19 protein-coding genes and 1 tRNA gene are annotated in these 19,075 nt (G+C 67.3%); 5 read left to right on the forward strand and 15 right to left on the reverse strand.

What is annotated here, in order from left to right:
* Positions 1–2 precede the first annotated feature (2 nt).
* Both JNG39_RS16375 and JNG39_RS16380 read left to right on the forward strand, forming a co-directional pair.
* Entirely contained in the window at positions 3–530 is a 528-nt protein-coding gene (locus JNG39_RS16375; protein WP_368312952.1) for a phage tail protein, read from the forward strand.
* A gap of 50 nt (positions 531–580) precedes the next feature.
* A complete protein-coding gene (locus JNG39_RS16380) occupies positions 581–1,054 on the forward strand; it encodes an N-acetyltransferase family protein (protein WP_368312953.1) in 474 nt (157 codons plus the stop codon).
* Here the strand turns inward: JNG39_RS16380 and JNG39_RS16385 are convergent.
* The 10 genes from JNG39_RS16385 to JNG39_RS16430 all read right to left on the reverse strand — a co-directional run bounded on the left by JNG39_RS16385 (position 1,047) and on the right by JNG39_RS16430 (position 9,603).
* Positions 1,047–1,340 (reverse strand): hypothetical protein, encoded by a 294-nt coding sequence (locus tag JNG39_RS16385; RefSeq protein WP_368312955.1) that lies wholly within the window; start codon positions 1,338–1,340, stop codon positions 1,047–1,049. The genes JNG39_RS16380 and JNG39_RS16385 overlap by 8 nt on opposite strands.
* Before the next feature lie 53 nt (positions 1,341–1,393).
* On the reverse strand, positions 1,394–1,849 hold the full coding sequence (locus tag JNG39_RS16390) for a RidA family protein (protein ID WP_368312957.1): 456 nt from the start codon (positions 1,847–1,849) through the stop codon (positions 1,394–1,396).
* A gap of 113 nt (positions 1,850–1,962) precedes the next feature.
* On the reverse strand, positions 1,963–3,054 hold the full coding sequence (gene ychF, locus JNG39_RS16395) for a redox-regulated ATPase YchF (protein ID WP_247369701.1): 1,092 nt from the start codon (positions 3,052–3,054) through the stop codon (positions 1,963–1,965).
* 151 nt (positions 3,055–3,205) lie between these two features.
* Positions 3,206–3,784, reverse strand: a complete 579-nt coding sequence (gene pth, locus JNG39_RS16400) for an aminoacyl-tRNA hydrolase (RefSeq protein WP_368312959.1) — start codon at positions 3,782–3,784, stop codon at positions 3,206–3,208.
* Between the two features lie 102 nt (positions 3,785–3,886).
* A complete protein-coding gene (locus tag JNG39_RS16405; RefSeq protein ID WP_247369721.1) occupies positions 3,887–4,522 on the reverse strand; it encodes a 50S ribosomal protein L25/general stress protein Ctc in 636 nt (211 codons plus the stop codon).
* An 81-nt stretch (positions 4,523–4,603) separates the two neighbouring features.
* Complete coding sequence (locus tag JNG39_RS16410; RefSeq protein WP_256452143.1) at positions 4,604–5,560, reverse strand: ribose-phosphate diphosphokinase; 957 nt, start codon at positions 5,558–5,560, stop codon at positions 4,604–4,606.
* A 50-nt stretch (positions 5,561–5,610) separates the two neighbouring features.
* Positions 5,611–5,687 (reverse strand) — tRNA-Gln (locus JNG39_RS16415).
* A gap of 40 nt (positions 5,688–5,727) precedes the next feature.
* On the reverse strand, positions 5,728–7,119 hold the full coding sequence (gene ispE, locus JNG39_RS16420) for a 4-(cytidine 5'-diphospho)-2-C-methyl-D-erythritol kinase (RefSeq protein WP_368312961.1): 1,392 nt from the start codon (positions 7,117–7,119) through the stop codon (positions 5,728–5,730).
* A gap of 67 nt (positions 7,120–7,186) precedes the next feature.
* Entirely contained in the window at positions 7,187–7,801 is a 615-nt protein-coding gene (lolB, locus tag JNG39_RS16425; RefSeq protein WP_368312962.1) for a lipoprotein insertase outer membrane protein LolB, read from the reverse strand.
* Positions 7,802–7,911: 110 nt separating this feature from the next.
* Positions 7,912–9,603, reverse strand: coding sequence for a tetratricopeptide repeat protein (locus JNG39_RS16430; RefSeq protein ID WP_368312964.1), 1,692 nt, complete (start codon positions 9,601–9,603; stop codon positions 7,912–7,914).
* A gap of 164 nt (positions 9,604–9,767) precedes the next feature.
* On the opposite strand from JNG39_RS16430, the gene hemA reads away from it, so the two are divergent.
* The 3 genes from hemA (at position 9,768) to ppk2 (ending at position 13,091) form a co-directional block, all read left to right on the forward strand.
* On the forward strand, positions 9,768–11,039 hold the full coding sequence (gene hemA, locus JNG39_RS16435) for a glutamyl-tRNA reductase (RefSeq protein WP_368312965.1): 1,272 nt from the start codon (positions 9,768–9,770) through the stop codon (positions 11,037–11,039).
* 29 nt (positions 11,040–11,068) lie between these two features.
* Positions 11,069–12,151 carry a peptide chain release factor 1 gene (gene prfA, locus JNG39_RS16440; protein WP_368312967.1) on the forward strand — a complete coding sequence of 361 codons (1,083 nt, stop codon included), beginning with the start codon at positions 11,069–11,071 and terminating at the stop codon, positions 12,149–12,151.
* Between the two features lie 169 nt (positions 12,152–12,320).
* Complete coding sequence (ppk2, locus tag JNG39_RS16445) at positions 12,321–13,091, forward strand: polyphosphate kinase 2 (RefSeq protein ID WP_368312969.1); 771 nt, start codon at positions 12,321–12,323, stop codon at positions 13,089–13,091.
* Here ppk2 and JNG39_RS16450 read toward each other — a convergent pair.
* From JNG39_RS16450 to JNG39_RS16470, 5 genes are all read right to left on the reverse strand, one after another.
* Positions 13,085–13,945: a cytochrome c oxidase assembly protein gene (locus tag JNG39_RS16450; protein WP_368312971.1), complete on the reverse strand. Its 861-nt coding sequence runs from the start codon at positions 13,943–13,945 to the stop codon at positions 13,085–13,087. The two genes, ppk2 and JNG39_RS16450, sit on opposite strands and share 7 nt — an antisense overlap.
* A 2-nt stretch (positions 13,946–13,947) precedes the next feature.
* On the reverse strand, positions 13,948–15,798 hold the full coding sequence (locus JNG39_RS16455) for a GldG family protein (protein ID WP_368312972.1): 1,851 nt from the start codon (positions 15,796–15,798) through the stop codon (positions 13,948–13,950).
* 4 nt (positions 15,799–15,802) lie between these two features.
* On the reverse strand, positions 15,803–16,537 hold the full coding sequence (locus JNG39_RS16460; protein ID WP_368312974.1) for an ABC transporter permease: 735 nt from the start codon (positions 16,535–16,537) through the stop codon (positions 15,803–15,805).
* The gene (locus tag JNG39_RS16465; RefSeq protein ID WP_368312975.1) at positions 16,534–17,469 is read right to left on the reverse strand and encodes an ABC transporter ATP-binding protein; all 936 of its coding nucleotides are present in this window, start codon (positions 17,467–17,469) and stop codon (positions 16,534–16,536) included. Before JNG39_RS16465 ends, JNG39_RS16460 begins: the two co-directional genes overlap by 4 nt.
* Before the next feature lie 114 nt (positions 17,470–17,583).
* Positions 17,584–18,954: a polyketide cyclase gene (locus JNG39_RS16470; RefSeq protein ID WP_368312976.1), complete on the reverse strand. Its 1,371-nt coding sequence runs from the start codon at positions 18,952–18,954 to the stop codon at positions 17,584–17,586.
* Positions 18,955–19,075: the final 121 nt, after the last annotated feature.

Below are 19,075 nucleotides of genomic sequence, written 5' to 3' on the forward strand. Positions count from 1 at the left end.
TCATGGATCCCTACATCGGTGAAATCAGGCTGTTCGGCTTCAATTACCCGACCCAGGGCTGGCTACTCTGCGCCGGGCAGATTCTTTCGATCCAGCAATACAGCGCGCTCTTCGCCCTGCTCGGCACGAACTACGGCGGCAACGGCACCACCACGTTCGCCCTGCCCAACTACTGCGGGCGCGCCCCGGCGAGCCAGGGCACCGGCCCGGGGCTTCCGCCCATGGTGCTGGGGGAAGCCGCCGGCTCCGAATCGATCACGTTGCTGAGCGCGCAGATGCCGAATCACGATCACGCCCTGAACGCATACGTCCAGGGCACCAATCGTTTGACCGCACCGAACGCGGGGGCGGCGCTGGGAAATTCGACCAAGGCCTCGAGCTTCATCAACGGCACGCCACCCCTCAACAGCATGTTCGCCCCGCAGACGATCGGTGCCACGGGCGGCACCCTGCCGCATGAGAATCGACAGCCGTATCTCGTACTGAATTACTGCATTGCCATCGAGGGCGTTTTTCCGTCGTTTTCGTGAACGGCCCATGGACGCCGTTTCCTCCATGCACGGGGTCGGTCTCCGACCTCGTGCCGGAGGGCCTCGACCTGCGGCGGGCGACGGATAGCGATGTGGCGTTCCTGAGGCGTCTCTACGCGGACTCCCGAGCCGGCGAACTCGCGATCGTGCCATGGCCCGAAGCGGTGCTTGACGCCTTCCTGGATTCCCAGTTCGCGCTCCAGCATCGGCACTATGTGACGCACTTCGCCCGGGCGGATTTCTTCATCGTCGAACGACAGGGCGTTCCCGTGGGAAGGTTCTACGTCGACGATCGCGACGACCATCGCCACGTGATCGATATCAGCCTGTGCATCGGCGACCAGGGAAAGGGACACGGCACGCGCCTCATGCAGGCGCTGATGTCACGGGCCGCACGCGCCCGGCAGAGCGTGACGTTGCAGGTGAGTCAGGCCAATCACCACGCGCAGGCCTTCTATCGGCGACTCGGTTTTCAGGTGATCGGCGAAAATGGTTCGCACCTCGCGATGCAGTGGATCAGTTGAACACCGCCTGGTAGAGAAAGCCGTCGCGGTCTCGTGCGACCGGCACGAGGAAGATGCCGAAATCGCCCAGGGTCGAGCCGTTCATGGCGTAGATGCGCTGGGGAAACACGACGGCTGCTTCATGGCGGAAGACCAGCGAGAACGGCTCGCGAACCATGCCGGGCACCGGGCGGCCAGGCAGCCGAACGGCTTCGACCAGGGTGAACGAGGCGGCCTGCCCTTCGACGTCGACGGAGAATGCGTCGCCGATCCGTCCGGCAAAATCGGAAAGCTGCAGGAAGCGCATGAGTCGTCATTCCCCGATACGAACCCCGAGCATGCCGCGTCCGGGATGGCGGTTCAAGCGCGCGGTGACAACCTGAAAACGCTGTCGATTTCCACCGGAATACCCATCGGCAACGTATGCACGCCGAGCGCGCTGCGGGCCGGAAGACGGTCTGCGCCGAACACGTCACGCAGGAGGTCGCTTGCACCGTCGGCGATCGCGGGATGTTGCGTGAAGCCGTCGATGGCGCGCACGTAGACGGTCAGGCGCGTGCAGCGTTCGACGCGATCGAGGCCGACCGCGTCATGCAGGCAGGAGAGGATCATCAGCATCGTGAGCCGCGCGGCGTCGTAACCTTCCGCCAGCGACAACTCGGCCGATACGCGCCCCTTGACCGGCTTGCCGTCGATGAAAGGTCCCAGGCCGGAGACGTAGGCCGTGTCGCCGTCGACGGAGACGACGCGGTACGAACCCAGCGCGGCGAGGGGCGGCGGCAACACGATGCCGAGGGCGTTGAGGCGTTCGATCATGACGCGCGGCTCCTTCGTGGGAGCTACCACGCTACGCCCGCACGCGGCGGGCTTCTTGACCGATCGAAACGAGAAGGCCCCGGGATCGCCGGGGCCTTTCGATGGGATGTCGGTCAGACGTTGAAGCGGAAGTGCAGTACGTCGCCTTCCTTGACGAGGTATTCCTTGCCTTCGAGGCGGAGGCGACCGGCTTCCTTCGCGCCCTGCTCGCCCTTGAACTTGATGTAGTCGTCGTAGGCCACCGTTTCGGCGCGGATGAAACCGCGCTCGAAATCGGTATGGATGACGCCTGCCGCCTGCGGCGCGGTGGAACCGGCGCGGACCTGCCATGCGCGCACTTCCTGCACGCCGGCGGTGAAGTAGGTCTGCAGGCCGAGCAGTTTGTAACCGGCGCGGATCACGCGGTTGAGGCCCGGCTCGTCCAGGCCGAGGTCCTTCAGGAACTCGTCGCGATCGGCGTCCTCGAGCTGGGCGAGTTCTTCCTCGATGGCGGCGCATACCGGCACCACCTCGGCACCCTCTTCCTGCGCGCGGGCGCGCACGGCGTCGAGGTGCGGGTTGTTCTCGAACCCGTCTTCCGCCACGTTGGCGATGTACATGATCGGCTTGAGCGTGATGAGGAACATGTCGCGGACGAGGGCTTTCTCTTCCGCGTCGAGGCCGGCGGTGCGCGCCGACTTGCCCTGGTCGAGCACCTTGGCGAGCTTCTCGAGCACGGGCTTGCGGGCCAGGGCGTCCTTGTCGTTGGCCTTGGCGGCACGCGTGGCGCGATCCAACGCCTTCAGCACGGACTCGAGGTCGGCCAGCGCCAGCTCGGTGTCGATGGTTTCGATGTCGGCGATGGGATCGACCTTGTTCGCCACGTGGATGACGTTGCCGTCTTCGAAGCAGCGCACCACGTGGGCGATGGCGTCGGTTTCGCGGATGTGCGCGAGGAACTTGTTGCCCAGGCCCTCCCCCTTCGACGCGCCGGCCACGAGGCCCGCGATGTCGACGAATTCCATGGTGGTGGGAATGATGCGCTGGGGCTTCACGATGGCCGCCAGCTCGTTCAGGCGCGGATCGGGCACGGGCACGATGCCGGTGTTCGGCTCGATGGTGCAGAACGGGAAGTTGGCCGCCGCGATGCCGGCCTTGGTCAGCGCGTTGAAGAGGGTGGACTTGCCGACGTTAGGCAGACCGACGATGCCGCATTTGATGCCCATGGGCGATGCTCTCGATGATGTCGCGATGTGGGTGGCTTACCGAGCATCGCCCCGTAAGTCGGGCCTACGGCCCTGTGAGTCGGCCGCTTTGCGGCCTGTGAACCGTGGGCGTCGCAAGGAACCTCTGCGCCACTCCCTTACGGTTCGCTGTTCACGCAGCCGTATGCAAGCGCTTCATGGCTTCCTCGAACTTGCCCGACAGCGCGAGGGGCAGCACGTCGAACGCGCGCCCGAGGCCGATCATGATGGCCTCTTCGTCGGCGGCGCTGGGACGTCCGAGCACCCAGGGCGTGACCTTGTCCTTGTGCCCGGGGTGGCCGATGCCGACCCGCAGGCGATGGAACTTGCCGTGGCCCAGGTGGGCCATGATGTCGCGCAGTCCGTTCTGGCCGCCGTGGCCGCCGTCGAACTTCATGCGCACGGTGCCCGGGGGCAGGTCGAGCTCGTCGTGGGCGACGAGGCACTCCTCCGGGGCGATCTTGTAGTAGCGCAACGCCGAGGCGACGGCGATGCCGCTCTTGTTCATGAAAGTGGCCGGCTTGAGCAGCCAGACCGGTTCGCCGTCTAGGCGGATCTTGCAGGTTTCGCCGTGCAGCTTGCCGTCGAACGACCAGCGCTCGCCCTGGTCGAGGGCCAGGGCATCGACGCACCAGAACCCGGCATTGTGCCGGGTCCTGACGTATTCGGCCCCGGGGTTACCGAGGCCGACGATGAGACGTAGTGAAGCCATGCTTGCAAACGGAACCTGTGTGGGAGCCGCCTCGGCGGCCATGGAGCGGCATCACCGCTTCGTTGGCGTTCTGCCGATGAATCGGCTCCCACAGGGTGCCGATTACTTCTTCTCTTCGGCCGGGGCGTCGCCGCCTTCGGCGGTCGGATCGACTTCTTCCTGGATCGAGGCCACGGTGACGACGGCGACGTCGTGCTCCTTGCCCAGGCCCAGTTCCGGCACTTCCACGCCCTTCGGGAGCTTGAGGTCCGAGAGGTGGATGATGTCGCCGGCCTTCAGGTCGGCCAGGTCGATTTCGATGAACTCCGGGAGATCCTTCGGCAGGCAGGAGACCGTCACTTCCGTCAGGTTGTGCGAGATCACCAGACCGGCGGTCTTGCCGGCGGGGGACTTTTCCTGGTTCAGGAAGTGGAGCGGCACGGCGACGCGAACGGCTTCGTTCTCGTTCACGCGCTGGAAGTCCATGTGCAGCATGAGCTGCTTGAACGGGTGCTTCTGCCAGTCCTTGATGAGGACGCTCTGCTTCTTGCCGTCGACGGTCAGTTCGATCACCGACGAGTAGAACGACTCGAAACGCGAGCCGAGCAGGATGTCGTTGTGAAGGACCTGGATCGCCTGCGGGGCTTCGCCCGCGCCATAGACGATCGCCGGCACGTAGCCCGCCGTACGAAGGCGGCGGCTCGCACCCTTCCCTTCGATCTTGCGGCTCGTGGCCGTGAGCTGATGATTGGTAGCCATTGGTGTTGCCTCAAGTGAAACCGCCTCGCGGCGGTGGGTAAAGGACTCCCCCGCGACCAGGGGAGCCCGAAAAACGATGGATCAGTCGATGTAGAGCGAGCTCACCGATTCGCCGAAGGCGATGCGGCGGATCGTCTCCGCGAGCAGTTCCGCGACCGACAACTGACGGATTTTCGCACAGTTACGGGCGTTGTCGCGCAACGGCAGCGTATTGGTGACCACCAGCTCGTCGAGCTGAGAGTGCTCCAGGTTGTCGATGGCCGCGCCGGAGAGCACCGGATGGACGCAATAGGCGACCACCTTGCGGGCGCCCTTTTCCTTCAGGGCGGCCGCGGCGGCGCAGAGGGTGCCGGCGGTGTCGACGATGTCGTCGACCAGCACGCAGGTTTTCCCTTCCACCTCACCGATGATGTTCATCACCGTGGCCACGTTGGCGCGCGGGCGGCGCTTGTCGATGATGGCCAGGTCGGCGTCGTCCAGGCGCTTGGCGAGCGCACGCGCACGCACCACGCCACCGACGTCGGGGCTGACCACGATCAGGTCGTCCATGCTGTGATGGCGCCAGATGTCGGCCAGCAGCACCGGCGACGCGTAAACGTTGTCGACCGGGATGTCGAAGAAGCCCTGGATCTGGTCGGCGTGCAGGTCGATCGTGAGCACGCGGTCGGCACCGGCCGTGGCGATCATCTTGGCGGCCAGCTTCGCCGTGATCGGCACGCGGGCCGAGCGCGGACGGCGATCCTGGCGGGCGTAGCCGAAGTACGGCATCACCGCGGTGACCGTGCCGGCCGAGGCGCGCTTGAGCGCATCCACCAGCACCAGCAGGTCGAACAGGTTTTCCGCGCTGGGCGCGCCCGTCGGCTGGATGACGAAGACTTCCTGCTTGCGGACGTTCTCCTCGATTTCGACCTGCGCTTCGCCGTCGCTGAAGCGGCCCACGAGGGCCTTGCCCAAGGGGATGCCCAGGCGGGCGGCGACGTCGTCGGCGAGCGCGCGATGCGCATTGCCGCTGAACAGCATCGGGGTGGACGTATCCACGAGGGGTGCTCCTGGCGAGATGGGATGGATCGGCTTGCCACCGAAAACGGTGGCTGGGGCGGCAGGATTCGAACCTGCGCATGCGGGAATCAAAATCCCGTGCCTTAACCAGCTTGGCGACGCCCCAACAATTCTTGGCTTTGCCGCGGCCCGCGGCCCTTCCCGTCTTACGACTCGATCAACCGGGTTTCGATCCGCCCCCGCGCCATCAGCAGCGGCGAAGGATCGACACCTGCCGCCACGTGGGCGGTGAGGCCCCGTGGACAGCGCGAGGCGATCGCAAGCGCCGCCTCGTGGGTTTTCGTTTCCAGGAAGACGCAGCCGCCGCTGCCGGACAACCGCGCACGGCCGAAGCCCGCCAACCAGTCCAGCGCCGCCGCCACGCGCGGATGACGCGCGCGAACCACGGGCTCGAAGGCGTTCTCCGCCGAATCCCCGGAAACAAAGGACGAAATTGTCGCCCGCGGGGCATGTCGTGTCAATTCGGGCGCGGCGAACAGGGCCGCCGTGGGCACGTGCTCGTGGGGGTCCACCACCACGTACCAGCGCCGGGGCAGCCGCAGGGGGCTGAGCGCCTCGCCCACCCCCTCGGCCCAGGCCGAACGACCGCGCACGAACACCGGCACGTCGGCCCCCAGACGCAGGCCCAGCGCGGCCAGGGCGTCCTCGTCCAGGCCGGTGCGCCAGAGGGTGTTGAGGCCCACGAGCACGCTGGCCGCGTCGGAGCTGCCTCCGCCCAGGCCGCCGCCCATGGGAATGCGCTTGGACACCTCGATGTCCGCCCCGAGCCGCGTGCCCGTGGCCTCGGCCAGCAGGCGGGCGGCGCGTACGGTGAGGTCGGCGTCTTCCGGCACGCCGGGGATGTCCCCCGGCCGGGCGACGACACCGTCGGTGCGCACCCGAAGGCGCACTTCGTCACCCCAGTCGAGCAGGCGGAATACCGTCTGCAGCTCGTGGTAGCCGTCGGCGCGGCGGTCGACGATGCGCAGGAACAGGTTGAGCTTGGCCGGTGCGGGCCAGGAGCTCCAGTCGCCGGTGGCCAGGGGGGCCAGCGGGCGGCTCATGAAGACGCGCAGGTGGTCCGGGAAACCGTTCTCGCGGTCGCGGGCGAGTGCCTGGGCGAATTCCGGCGCGTGCTTGTCCGCGGCGACGAAACCGTGTTTCGCATAGAAAGGCGCATTCCAGGGCACGTCGGTGAGGGTGCCGAGGTCGACGCGGCGATAGCCCGCCTCCCGTGCCCAGGCGCAGGCCTTCTCGACCAGGGCCGCCCCGATGCCGCGCCCACCGAATTCGGGAAGCACGTCGATCTCGGCGATGCCGATCACGCCCGGAGCGAGACCCGCCGCATCGAGGCAGACGAAGCCGACCGGCTCGTCGTCGGCCAGCGCCACCCAGACCAGTCCGCGCGCAATGAGCGCATGCACCACCTCGACCGGCAGCGACATCGAGGAATACGACGGCCACGCCGCGTGCCCACGGAACAGCTCGACGGCCGCGCGCTCGATGGCGCACAGCCGCTCGGCGTGGTCGGCCCGGGCGCGGGTGATGGTGTAGTGCATCGGGTGGCCTGTCGGCGAAATCGGCGAATTATAGCGAAGGGCGTGGTCGCGACCTTCGGCAGCCGCGTCAGCGGCCGAGCTGCCAGTCTTCGATGGAGAGGCGGACCTTGAACGGGGCCTTTTCGGCAAACACCCTCGACGGCATCGCCGGTTGGCGCGTGGCATCCCACTGCTTGTAGTCGACCGTCCAGCCGTCCTGCACGAGGCGCGACGGCAGGCGGTCGGCGCCGAAGGCGATGTCGGCCGGGCCGGCGTCGGCGCGCAGGCCGAGCACCCAGCGCTTCAGTTCACTCATCGGAATCTGCCAGCCGACGGCCTGGGCCATCAGGCTCTCGGCATCCGCGCCGTGGCGGGTACCGCCGTCGAGGCCTTCGAGGTCGGCGCCGTCCGGGCCACCGACGAGGCGGAAGCTGCGGCCGGTGACGGGGGCGCGCACGGTGAATTCGTACCGCTCGCCGTCCTGCCGCCAAGTGAGGCTGCCGGAGCCGGAGTCCTTGCCGTCGGATACGGAGAGGCGGCCTTGCAGCGTCCAGTGGTCGGTGTCGGCGAGGCTGCGTTCGCGTTGTTCCTGCAGGCCGAGGGTGACGGCGTCACCCGGCTGGCGGACGGGGGCGCGGGTGGTGGCGCAGGCGGTGAGGAGCAGGAGCGCGAGGGCTACCAGGGCGTGTCTTGGACGGAACATTCGACTCTTCGCTTCGCGGGATTCGCCGATACGATCGGCTCCCACCCCTTCGGTAGCGAGCTTCCTACCAGAGGCGTGGGAGCCGATCGTATCGGCGAATCGGGAGTGCCTCACGGCTTGAATTTCTGCTCGGTCTTCGCGAGCGAGGCGTTCTTCGGATCGATGCGGCGCACTTCGTTGAGCACCTTGCGGGCTTCGTCGTGCTCGCCGCGCGACCACAGTACCTCGGCCAGATGCACGCCGATGTCGCCATCCTTGCGTTGCGACCACGCGCCGCGCAGCGTGCTTTCGGCCTGGTCGAGCTGGCCCTGGCGAAATTGCAGCCAACCCCAGGAATCGGCCACCGACGGATCGTCCGGGCGCGCCGTGCGCGCGGCCTGGATCAGCGCCTGCGCCTCGGCAAGGTCGCGCCCGGCATCGGCCAGCGTATAGCCCAACGCATTGCTGGCCTCGATGTCGCCGGGCTTGATCTCCAGCACCTTGCGCAGGTCGGCCACGGCGAGGTCGATCTTGCCGGCCTCGGCATAGGCCAACCCGCGACCGTAGAGCATCTCCGGATCGTCGGCCTTCACCCGCAAGGCCTTGTCGTAGGACGAAGCGGCGGCATCGTAGCGACCGCTGTCCATGTACAGTTCGGCGTCCACCGCGAAGGCCTTGCGCAGCGCGTCGGGGCGATCGGCGTAGGCGGTCTCCAGGTCGGCCACCACCTCGTGGGCCTCGTCGTTCTTGCCCTGCTGGTGCAGCACCACGGCACTGCGCACCGACGCGTCGAAATCGCGGGGATCGTCCTCGCCCACGGCGGCGTACCAGTCGAGGGCGTCTTCAGGCTTGCCGAGGATTTCCGCGAGCTGGCCCAGGGTGAAGGCATTGGCGGTCTGCACGTCATCGGGCTGGCGCTGGATTTCCTCGTAGAGACGGCGCAGGCCGGCCTTGTCGTTGGCGTGTGCGGCCAGGCCCAGGCGCATGGTGTAGGTGTCCGGGTTCTGCGCCCCCGTGGCGAGCACCTTCGCCGCACCTTTCTCGTCGCCGCCCTGGACGAGCAGCGTGGCGTAGGCCAGGCGAAGGCGCGGGTTCTTGGGATCCTTGGCCACCGCCTTGGCGAAAAGCTTCTGCGCGCCTGCCTTGTCGCCGGCGCGGAAGGCCTGTTGGGCGGACCACGCGTAGGTGTCGCCATCATGGAAGCGGGCCACGGCCGCCTCGCCGATCGCCTTGGCGTAGTCGTGGCGGCCGAAGGACTCGCCCAGGCCGCTCATGGCGAGCCAGGCGGAAGAATCGTTAGGCAGGCGCTGCGGCGTGGCGATTTTCTCGAGCAGTTGTCCCGCCTGCGCCGGATCGCGCGCCAGGGCCAGGGTACGGCCGAATTCGCGCCAGGCGTTGGGGTCGCCCGTGGCGACCATGGCTTCGAGCTGCCGCCCGGCCTCGGGCGTGTCGCCCCGATCCAGCGCCATGCGGGCGCGCCCTTCGGCGAGATCGAGGGGCTTCGCGCCCAGCCTGGCCCAGCGATCCAGGGCTTTGCCCGCGAGGTCCTGGTCGTGCACGGCGAGGGCCAGTTCGGTGGCTCGTGCCGCCACCGTGGCGTCCGAACTCAGTTGGCAGGCGTTGCCGTAGGCCGTCGCGGCGGCCTTGAGATCGTTGTGGGCGATGGCGAAATCGCCCGCCAGCAACTGGGCCTGGAGGTCACGCTCGGGCGGCACGATCGCCACCTGGAGGCGGTCGAGCGGCTGCACGCCCGTGCGCAGCGCCTCGGGGGCCTCGGGTTTCGTCGCCGTGGCGGCGCAACCGGCCAGGCCGGTCCCCAGCACACACAGGACCACAAAATGCCGCACTCGCTTGAACTTGGACCGACCGCTCAGCACACTAGTCTCCGTCGTTTTTCCACAGGCTCCGTCGTAGGATGCGGAAGCCTTGTGTGCGCACAATGCGCCCTTAGCTTAGCCGACGCCACCGACACCGACCCAAGCCCGTCATGCCACTCATCGCCCTCGGGCTCAATCACCTCACCGCGCCGGTCAGCCTGCGCGAGCAGGTGGCATTCGACGCCACGGTGGCCACCGAGGCGCTGGGCGACCTCACCCGTCAACCCGGGGTCGAGGAGGCGATGATCCTCTCCACCTGCAACCGCACCGAGCTGTATTGCAGCGTGGCCGATGGCGCCGAGGGCGTGCCGGGGCAATGGTTGTCCCGGCAACATCGATTGACCCCACAACGTCTCGACGAGTTCCTCTACCGGCACGACGAACAGGACGCCGTCCGCCACATGTTCCGCGTGGCGACGGGTCTGGATTCCATGGTGCTGGGCGAGCCGCAGATCCTCGGCCAGGTGAAAGACGCCTACCAGCAGGCCCGCAGCGCGCAGACCTTGCGCGCGCCCATGGAGCGGCTGCTCCAGCACACCTTCGCCGTGGCCAAGCGCGTGCGCACCGACACCCGCATCGGCGCGCACACGGTGTCGGTGGCCTATACGGCCGTGCGCCTCGCCGAGCAGGTGTTCACCGACCTTCGCCAGGCGTGCGTGCTGCTGATCGGCGCCGGCGAAACCATCGAACTGGCCGCCCGCCATCTCGCCGACAAGAACGTGCGGCGCCTGCTCGTCGCCAACCGCACCCTCGAAAATGCCCAGGAGCTGGCCGGCCGCTACGGCGGCTATGCCATCGCGCTGGCCGACCTGCCCCGCCACCTGGCCGAGGCCGACATCGTCATCAGCTCCACCGCCTCGCGCCAGCCCGTGGTGACCCGCTCCATGGTGAAGGCCGCCATCGCCGAGCGCCGCCGCCGCCCGATGTTCATGGTGGACATCGCCGTGCCGCGCGATATCGAGCCGGAAGTGGCCCAGTTGAACGACGTGTACCTGTACGGCATCGACGACCTCCGGCAGGTGATCGACGAGAACCGCCGCTCGCGCGAGCTGGCCGCCCGGGAAGCGGACGCCATCATCGATCTGCAGGTGGAGCGGTACATGTCGTGGCGCCGCGCCCTCACCCTGCGCAATCCCGCCGTGGACATGCGCTCGGCGGCCGAGGCACAGCGCGACGAGGTGCTGGCCAAGGCCCAGGCCATGCTGGCCCGCGGCCGCACGGCCGAGGAGGCACTGGCCTTCCTGGCCAACACGCTCACCAACAAACTCCTGCATACGCCCAGCGCCCGCCTGCGCGATGCCGCCCTCTCGGGCGACCTCGACCTCCTCCACGCCGCCGGCCGCCTCTACGGACTGGACCCGGACGACGAGGTTTCCGCATGATGTGCGGCTAGCCGCCCTTCGTGCATGCCATGACCCCCTCGATCCGCCGCAAACTCGAAGCCCTCGCCGAACGTCACGAAGAAGTCGGCCTGCTGCTCGCCCAGCCCGAGGTGCTTGCCGACGGCAACCGCTTCCGCGACCTGTCGCGCGAATACGCCCAGCTCGAGCCGGTGGCCGCGTCGCTGAAGGAGCACGACGCCGCCGAGCGCGAACTGGCCGACACCCGGGCGATGCTCGACGACCCCGACATGCGCGAGATGGCAGCCGACGATGTCGAGCGCATCGAAAACCGCCTGGCGGAACTCGATGGCGAGCTTCAGATCCTCCTGCTGCCGAAAGATCCCCGCGACGAGGGCAACCTCTTCCTCGAAGTGCGCGCGGGCACCGGCGGCGACGAGGCCGCGATCTTCGCCGGCGACCTCTTCCGCATGTACGCGCGCTATGCCGAGCGCCAGCGCTGGCACGTGGAAATCCTCAACGCCAACGACGGCGAGCACGGCGGCTACAAGGAAATCGTGGCGCGCATCGAGGGCCGCGGGGCCTATTCGAAACTCAAGTTCGAATCGGGCACGCACCGCGTGCAGCGCGTTCCGGAAACCGAATCGCAGGGCCGCATCCACACCTCGGCCGCCACCGTGGCGATCCTGCCCGAACAGGACGAGGTGGACGACATCGAGATCCGCGACGCCGATCTCAAGGTGGATACCTTCCGGGCCTCGGGCGCGGGCGGCCAGCACGTGAACAAGACCGATTCGGCCATTCGCATCACCCACCTGCCCACCGGCACCGTGGTCGAATGCCAGGACGAACGCAGCCAGCACAAGAATCGCGCCCGCGCGATGAGCCTGCTCAAGGCCCGCCTGCTCGACGCCGAACGCAGCAAGCAGAGCGCGGCGCAGGCCGAATCGCGGCGTCTGCAGGTGGGCTCGGGCGATCGCAGCCAGCGTATCCGTACCTACAACTTCCCCCAGGGGCGGATCACCGACCACCGCATCAACCTCACGCTCTATCGGCTGACCGAGGTGATGCAGGGCGACCTGGACGAGTTGATCGATACGCTGACGCGCGAGCACCAGGCGGATGAGCTGCAGACGCTGACGGCTGGCGGTTGACGCTTTCGCAACCTGTTTCGCCGATACGATCGGCTCCCACCCCTTCGGTAGCAGCCTCCCTACCGAAGGGGTGGGAGCCGATCGCATCGGCGATCCGGGCGAAGCCCGGCCAGACGATGCCGTGACGAATCATCGGGCATAGTGGACTCCTCATCCAAGGAGTCTCCCGATGGGCAAGAAGAAGAAATACGAGCATGAACTCGAGGCCTTGCAGATCGAACTGGTCGGCCTCACCCGCTGGCTGCGCCAGACCGGCAAGCGCATGGTGGTGATCCTCGAAGGCCGCGACGCCGCCGGCAAGGGCGGCACCATCAAGGCCATCATCGACAAGCTCGACACGCGCGCCGCGCGCGTCGTGGCCCTGGGCAAGCCTTCGCAGGCCGAGGAAGGCCAGTGGTATTTCCAGCGCTACGTGCCGCACCTGCCCTCGGCGGGCGAACTCGTGCTGTTCGACCGCAGCTGGTACAACCGCGCGGTGGTGGAGCCGGCCATGGGGTTCTGCACGCCCGAACAGTACGACGCTTTCATGGCCGCCTGTCCGACCTTCGAGAAACTGCTCACCGACGACGGCATCCTGCTGTTCAAGTACTGGCTCACCGTCGACCAGGCCATCCAGGAAGAGCGCTTCGCCGAGCGCGCCGACGACCCGCTGAAGCGCTGGAAGCTCTCGCCGGTAGACCTCAAGGGCCGCGAGAAATACGCGCAGATGGGCAAGCTGCGCGACGTGATGATCGAGCGCACGCACGCCAAGCACGCGCCCTGGTTCATCGCCGACTACAACGACCAGAAGACCGGCCGGCTAAACCTCATCCGCCACCTGCTCGACCAGTTGCCCGACACGCTCTGCCCCGAGGGCGAGATCGACCTGCCGCCGCTCGAGGGCAAGCCGAAGAAGGACAAGGTGACGGTGAAGGCCGAGAAGGTGCCGAAGGCCTACTGACGCACCATCGCTGCACGTCGCGGTCGCGGGAGCGGCCGCTTCGGCAGCCGCCCCAGCCGCGACAGGCGCAGCCACTGGCGCAACGCGAGCAGGCCGCCCGCGCTTTCGATCATCGCCGCGGGCACCCACATGATCACGCCGCCGATCAATTGCCCGGTGAGTACGTTCATGGTGAACGCTCGGCCGCAGATCTCGAAGATCGGATACAGGTCGGTGCGCGAAAAGGTGACGATGGCGCCGGCGACGATCTGCGGCGTCATCGTGAACGCCGGGGAGAGTACGCGGATACCGGGCGACATGCGCCCGGGCGGTTTCGGGCGGTGATCGAGCACCAGCCACCAATAAGCCAGTCCCGAGGCGATCATCGACCAGTTCATGGCCCGGTAGATGCGCCAGTCGAGCATGGCCAGCGTCTGCATGTCGGGGATGAGCCAGACGAGGATGAGCGCCACGAAGCTCAGCGTGACGAAGGCCGGGTTGAGCAGCACCGCGGCGCAGACGCGTGCGAGCGCGGAGCCGCCCACGCGCCGCAGGTGCACACGCACGGCCAGCGGCAGGCCGGCGCGCAGCGCCGTACCGGGATAGGCCGCGATGATCAGCAACGGCGCAAGATGATGCAGCAGCACCTGCTGGATGCGATGCATGAAGAATTCGTGCTCGGCGAAATAGTCGAAGTACGAATGCAGCGTGACGTACACCATCGCCATGCCCGTCCAGAAGGCCAGGCGCCGCCCCCACGGCACGCGCAGGCGGCGCGAGCCGGTGGCGTAAAGCGCCGCGGCGGTGACGAAGCAGGCGAGGAACACCCAGGAAAATTCCCAGGGCACGATCCACTTCAGCACGCCGCCCGTCATCACTACACCGCGCGCCGGCCACGCCGCGAGCGGCGCCACCCGTAGATGAGCCCCGCCAGCGCCACCAGGCCCGGCACCAGCACGATGTTGATGAACTTCAGGCGCAAGCCCAGCGCGTCGATCTCCGCGTTCAACTGGTGCTGCACGTCGCGCAACTCCTTGCCGATGGCGAGCTTGCGCTGGAGGTACTTCTCCACCTCGCGACGCTGCTCCGCCGTGGTGGTACCGCCGCCGTTGCCCTTGGCCGGTTGGAGTTCCGCGAGGCGGCGCTGGGTGTCGTAGAGCTCGGTTTCCAGCTCACGCTTCTTGACGAGGAACTTGCGATCGGCGGCGGCCTGCAACGACCGCACCTTCGTGAACGGACGCTGCAGGTTGGCACGGCCGCGAATCGACAACAGCGCGCTCGAGCCACCCATGTTATCGACGATGTTCGCGACGAAGTCGCCGTTGTTGGCGAAAGGCGTGAGCTGCTGCTGGCCCAGCAGCGGCTGGACGTCGATCCACAGGCGATCGGACAGCATGTCGGTATCGGCTACCAGCATGATGTCGCCGACCGAAGCGGCCACGTCGAGGTGCCCCGGCTCTTTCCGCTCCGGGAACGCGGTATGGAACACGTCGCGCAGGCGCGCGGCGAGCACGTAGCGCTCGTGCGTCGGCTGATAGTTGTCCAGGAGCGTCGACGGGTCGCCCGCGGCGTCGCGCACGCGTTGTGCCGGCACCACGGTCGCTTCGTCGGAGGTCTGCACCAACGGCATCAGGCGGGCCTTCGTATCGGCCGCCAGGTCGAAGAAGCCCGCCGAGGAGAAATTCACCCGCTGCAGGCTCGCCGTGACCACGTCGTCGTGGTTGAGGTCCTGCGAGCCGAGGCCGAGCATCGCCGGGTGCGCCACGGTGTTGCCGTTGAGTTCGATGGTGAGCGCCTGCGAGCGGTCGAGCACCACCTTCGTCGGATCGTAGACCACGCCCCATGTCTCGAAGAGACGACGCAGGTCGGAATCGTGGTCGTCGACCACGCCGTGCGAGTCCACGAGCGGCGCGCTATCCATCTCCGAATCCGGGTCGACGAACACCACGAGGCGGCCACCGCGCAGTACGTACTGATCGATGGCGTAGAGCGCGTCGTCGGACAGCTTTTTCGGATGGATGAGCAGCAGCAGCTTGATCGACGGATCGATGCGCGTCAGCCCGGCCGGATCGATCGATACCACGTCGGCCAGTTGGTCGAGCTGGTGCACCACGGTCCAGGCCGGCTCGCCGATCACGAGGTTGCCCTCCACCGGCAGCGAACTGACGATGCCCAGGCGCGGCTTTTTCGGCATGCCCAGCTCGTAGAGCAGCTTCGCGATGTCGTATTCGACGAAGGCCTCGCGCGCCGGATCGAAGAAGGGGATCGACTGCGGCGGCACGCCGCCCTGCCCGCCCGTGCCCACGAGACCGAAGAACACCCGTTCGCCGTTGCTGCCGCCCGTCGCCGGCGTGAGGCCATAGCTCTGCGCGGCGTCCTCGTCGTCGGAATACGGCACCGGGTCGATGACCCTCAGGCGGATGCGGCCATGGGCGCGTACGGCGATCTCGCGCAGCATTTCGTGCACGCGCTGCTCGTAGCTTCGCAACTGCGGAAGGTCGCGGGTGGCGTGCTCGGAGAAATACAGCGTGACGGTCACGGGCTCGCGAAGCTCGTCGACGATCTTCAGCGTGCCCGGGGTGAGCGTATAGATGCGGTCGGAAGTGAGATCGACGCGCGCCGTGCGCAGCGACATGGAGCTGAGCCCGACCGTCGCCATGAACAGCAGCGCGATGCCGGCCAGCGCCAGCCGCAGGAGAAACGAACGGGAGAGGTGCGGCTTGCGCATGGCGTCAGCGCGTCCTCTTCAGGTCGAGCACGACGACGCTCGCCGCCAGCCACGCCACGATGGTCGCGAAGAAATAGACCAGGTCGCGAAGATCGAGCACGCCACGCGCGATGGCGCCGGCGTGGCGCGAAAGGCTCAACTGACCCATGGCGCCGATCAGCTTCGGCGGCACGGTGTCCTGCAGGAAATCGAGCACCTGCGGCTGGCCCACGAGCAGCAGCAGGAAACACACCGACGCGGTGAGGATGAACGCCACGATCTGGCTGCGCGTCACCGTCGACATGCACACGCCGATCGAAAGGAACGCGCCGGCCATCAGCCAGCTTCCCACGTAGCCCGCGAGGATCACGCCGTTGTCCGGATCGCCGAGGTAGTTCACCGTGATCCAGATGGGAAAGGTCAGGGCGAGGCAGATGCCGATGAACGCCCAGGCGGCGAGGAACTTGCCCAGCACGGCCTGGGAGATCGTCACCGGCAGCGAGAACAGCAGCTCGAGCGTGCCGGACGCCCGTTCCTCCGCCCACATCGACATCGTGGCCGCCGGTACGAGCACCAGGTAGAGCCAGGCGTGCATATCGAAGAAGGGCTGCAGGTCGGCCAGCCCGCGATCGTAGAAATCGCCTGTGTAGAACGTGAGCAATCCCGCCATCACGAGGAAGATCACCATGAACACGTACGCCACCGGCGTGACGAAATAACTCCACAGCTCGCGGCGCGCGATCGCCGTCACGGCACTCATGCGCTGCCTCCCCGGGGGACGGTGGTGATCTGCCGGAACACCTCGTCGAGCCGCCCACGCTCGAGCTGGATCTCGGACACCTCGAGGTTCTGCGTGCGCAGGAGCGCCTGCACGTCGTCGAGGATGGGCTGGCCTGGGCGGGGAAAAACCGTGACGCGGCCGTCGAGCGGATCGACCTCCACCATCGATACGCCCGGGATGCGCGCCAGCATCTCGCGCGACACGCCGCTGCCCGCCGCGCTGAATGAGACGGCGCCGTGATAGCGCGAACGCGCTTCGAGTTCGGCGGGCGTGGCGTCGGCCAGCAGCTTACCATTGGCGATGATCGCCACGCGGTTGCACAAGGCGTGCACCTCTTCCAGCAGGTGGGTGGAGATCAGGATCGTGCGTTCGCGCGCCATGGCATCGATGAGCATGCGCACGGAGTGCTTCTGGTTGGGATCGAGGCCGTCGGTCGGTTCGTCGAGCATCAGCACGGGAGGATCGTGCAGGATGGCCTGGGCAAGGCCCACGCGGCGCCGCAGCCCCTTGGAGAGCGTGCCGATGGTCTGCTCCAGCACCTCGTCGAGTTCCAGCCGCATCACCACCTCGTCGAAGCGGCGATAGGCGATGTCACGCTCCAGGCCGCGCACGCGAACCATGAACGCGAGGAATTCGCGAACGGTCATTTCGCCGTAGCTCGGCGCGCCCTCGGGCAGGTAGCCGAGCGCTCGCTTGGCCGCCAGCGGCTCCTTGCGCACGTCGTGGCCGCAGACGCGGGCCGTGCCGGAGGTGGGCGTGAGAAAGCCGGCGATCATGCGCATGGCGGTGGATTTGCCCGCGCCGTTGGGGCCCAGCAGGCCGAGCACCTGGCCAGGCTCGGCACGCAGGGTCAGCGCATCGACCGCGGTCAGCGGGCCATAGCAGCGGGTGAGTCGGTCGGTTTCGATCATCGCCTTCAGTGTAGCCAATGACACGTCGCACGGGCGCAGGCCGGTGCGACGGGCGCCTTCGCAAAAAAAAGCCCCGGACGATGCCGGGGCTCTTTCTGAACCGAACCGCGAGGATTACTGCGCGGCGGCGGTGCTGGCCGGGGCCGGGGCCGTGCCTGCCGGCGCGGGGGCCGACGAGGAACCGGCCGGGGCCGTGTCGTCCAGGCCCGGCTGCTTCATGCCGGCTTCCTGTTCCGGGGTCTGGTCCGGCACGTTGTCGCCCTGCAGCGGCAGGTAGATCTCGAACTTCTGCTCGTCGTATCCCTCGATGGTGCCCTTGTTGTTCGTCGGGGCCTTCACCTGGATGTCGTACGCGCGGAAGGTGACGTCGTCGAACTTGTAGCCGTGGGTCTGCGAGTAGGCCTCGAGCATCTGGCGGGTCTGCGGCAGACCGGCGCCGGTGCCGTTCCATTCGGCCTTGAGCGCCTTGCCGCCGAAGGCCAGCACGGCCTTGACGTTGCCGTCGACGACCACGCGGCCGAGCTTGTCCTTGCTGCCCGGGGTCGCGGCGGCATCGGCGGCCGGCGCGGCGCCAGCGGCGGTGGACGCCTCGGCGGGCGCGGCGGCGTCGAGCGACGGACGCTGGGCGGCGGTCAGTTCGACGTCCTGGCCGTTGATCTTCAGCGTGGTGGCGTCGATCTCGGCGGCCACGTCGAAGGTGTAGTTCTGGTCACCCCAGTTGGTGGTGAACGTGATGCGCGGGCTGACGACGTTCACGCCGAGCTTCTTCGCTGCGGCCTGGATCTCGGCCATGGCCTTGTCCGAAGCGGTGTCGACGTCGTCGAGCGTACGCGGCGCGGTGGTCGAGACGAACAGGATCGGCTTGGCCGGCTGGTCGACGATCGACGGCACCATCTTGCTGTAGTCGATGTTCGGGATGGCCGCCATCACGTTCTGGAGGTTCGAGAGGCTGAACTGGATCAGCGCATCCGGATCGCCATGGATGTAGAGGTTGGAGAAGCGGTCGACCAGGTTCCAGCCGTAGGTGACGTCGTACGACCAATTCACCTTCACGAGCTTCTGGCTGCGGCCGGTACGCTCGAGCTTGATGGTGAACTTCTTGTCGTGGCCGCGCCAGCCGTTCTCGAGGTTCCAGACGATCGTGCCCTTGCCGGCGTCGGTGACGGCGGCGAAGGAGGGATCGACCGAGGCGATTTCGAGGGAGCCGTCGCCCACCTTCTTGTCGTCCGCTTTCCAGGCGATCTTGGCGCCCGGGCCGTAGGCCTTGCCGGACAGCTCGAACTGGACCTTCGGATCGAACGAGCGAAGGACCGTGTAATCAGGGAAACGACGGAAGTTGCTGAAAACGTCGTAGACCTGGCGCAAATCCTTGCTGATGAGCATTTCGCGCTCGACGTGTCCGGTCGAGGGCATGGCGACGCCAACGACGACGCCAAGAATGGCGACGATGACGATGGCGACAATGAATTCTAGCAGACGCGTCATTCCACGGTTCTCCGAACGTCTTTGAACAGGCTCCACGCACGGTTGTGGACCCGGCGGTCACCCCTGAAGAATCGGCCCGTGGCAGGGGTTCGCCAGCGCCGAAAGGACTGATGGTACTTGC

Origin of the sequence: Luteibacter sp. CQ10 (assembly GCF_040900725.1) — a bacterium.
GTDB lineage: Bacteria > Pseudomonadota > Gammaproteobacteria > Xanthomonadales > Rhodanobacteraceae > Luteibacter.

Bases quoted from the DNA above. Each gene is read 5' to 3' on its own strand.
- JNG39_RS16375 (WP_368312952.1), top strand. From the start codon at position 3: ATGGATCCCTACATCGGTGAAATCAGGCTGTTCGGCTTCAATTACCCG.
- JNG39_RS16385 (WP_368312955.1), bottom strand. From the start codon at position 1,340: ATGCGCTTCCTGCAGCTTTCCGATTTTGCCGGACGGATCGGCGACGCA.
- JNG39_RS16390 (WP_368312957.1), bottom strand. From the start codon at position 1,849: ATGATCGAACGCCTCAACGCCCTCGGCATCGTGTTGCCGCCGCCCCTC.
- ychF (WP_247369701.1), bottom strand. From the start codon at position 3,054: ATGGGCATCAAATGCGGCATCGTCGGTCTGCCTAACGTCGGCAAGTCC.
- pth (WP_368312959.1), bottom strand. From the start codon at position 3,784: ATGGCTTCACTACGTCTCATCGTCGGCCTCGGTAACCCCGGGGCCGAA.
- JNG39_RS16405 (WP_247369721.1), bottom strand. From the start codon at position 4,522: ATGGCTACCAATCATCAGCTCACGGCCACGAGCCGCAAGATCGAAGGG.
- ispE (WP_368312961.1), bottom strand. From the start codon at position 7,119: ATGCACTACACCATCACCCGCGCCCGGGCCGACCACGCCGAGCGGCTG.
- lolB (WP_368312962.1), bottom strand. From the start codon at position 7,801: ATGTTCCGTCCAAGACACGCCCTGGTAGCCCTCGCGCTCCTGCTCCTC.
- hemA (WP_368312965.1), top strand. From the start codon at position 9,768: ATGCCACTCATCGCCCTCGGGCTCAATCACCTCACCGCGCCGGTCAGC.
- prfA (WP_368312967.1), top strand. From the start codon at position 11,069: ATGACCCCCTCGATCCGCCGCAAACTCGAAGCCCTCGCCGAACGTCAC.
- ppk2 (WP_368312969.1), top strand. From the start codon at position 12,321: ATGGGCAAGAAGAAGAAATACGAGCATGAACTCGAGGCCTTGCAGATC.
- JNG39_RS16450 (WP_368312971.1), bottom strand. From the start codon at position 13,945: ATGACGGGCGGCGTGCTGAAGTGGATCGTGCCCTGGGAATTTTCCTGG.
- JNG39_RS16455 (WP_368312972.1), bottom strand. From the start codon at position 15,798: ATGCGCAAGCCGCACCTCTCCCGTTCGTTTCTCCTGCGGCTGGCGCTG.
- JNG39_RS16460 (WP_368312974.1), bottom strand. From the start codon at position 16,537: ATGAGTGCCGTGACGGCGATCGCGCGCCGCGAGCTGTGGAGTTATTTC.
- JNG39_RS16465 (WP_368312975.1), bottom strand. From the start codon at position 17,469: ATGATCGAAACCGACCGACTCACCCGCTGCTATGGCCCGCTGACCGCG.
- JNG39_RS16470 (WP_368312976.1), bottom strand. From the start codon at position 18,954: ATGACGCGTCTGCTAGAATTCATTGTCGCCATCGTCATCGTCGCCATT.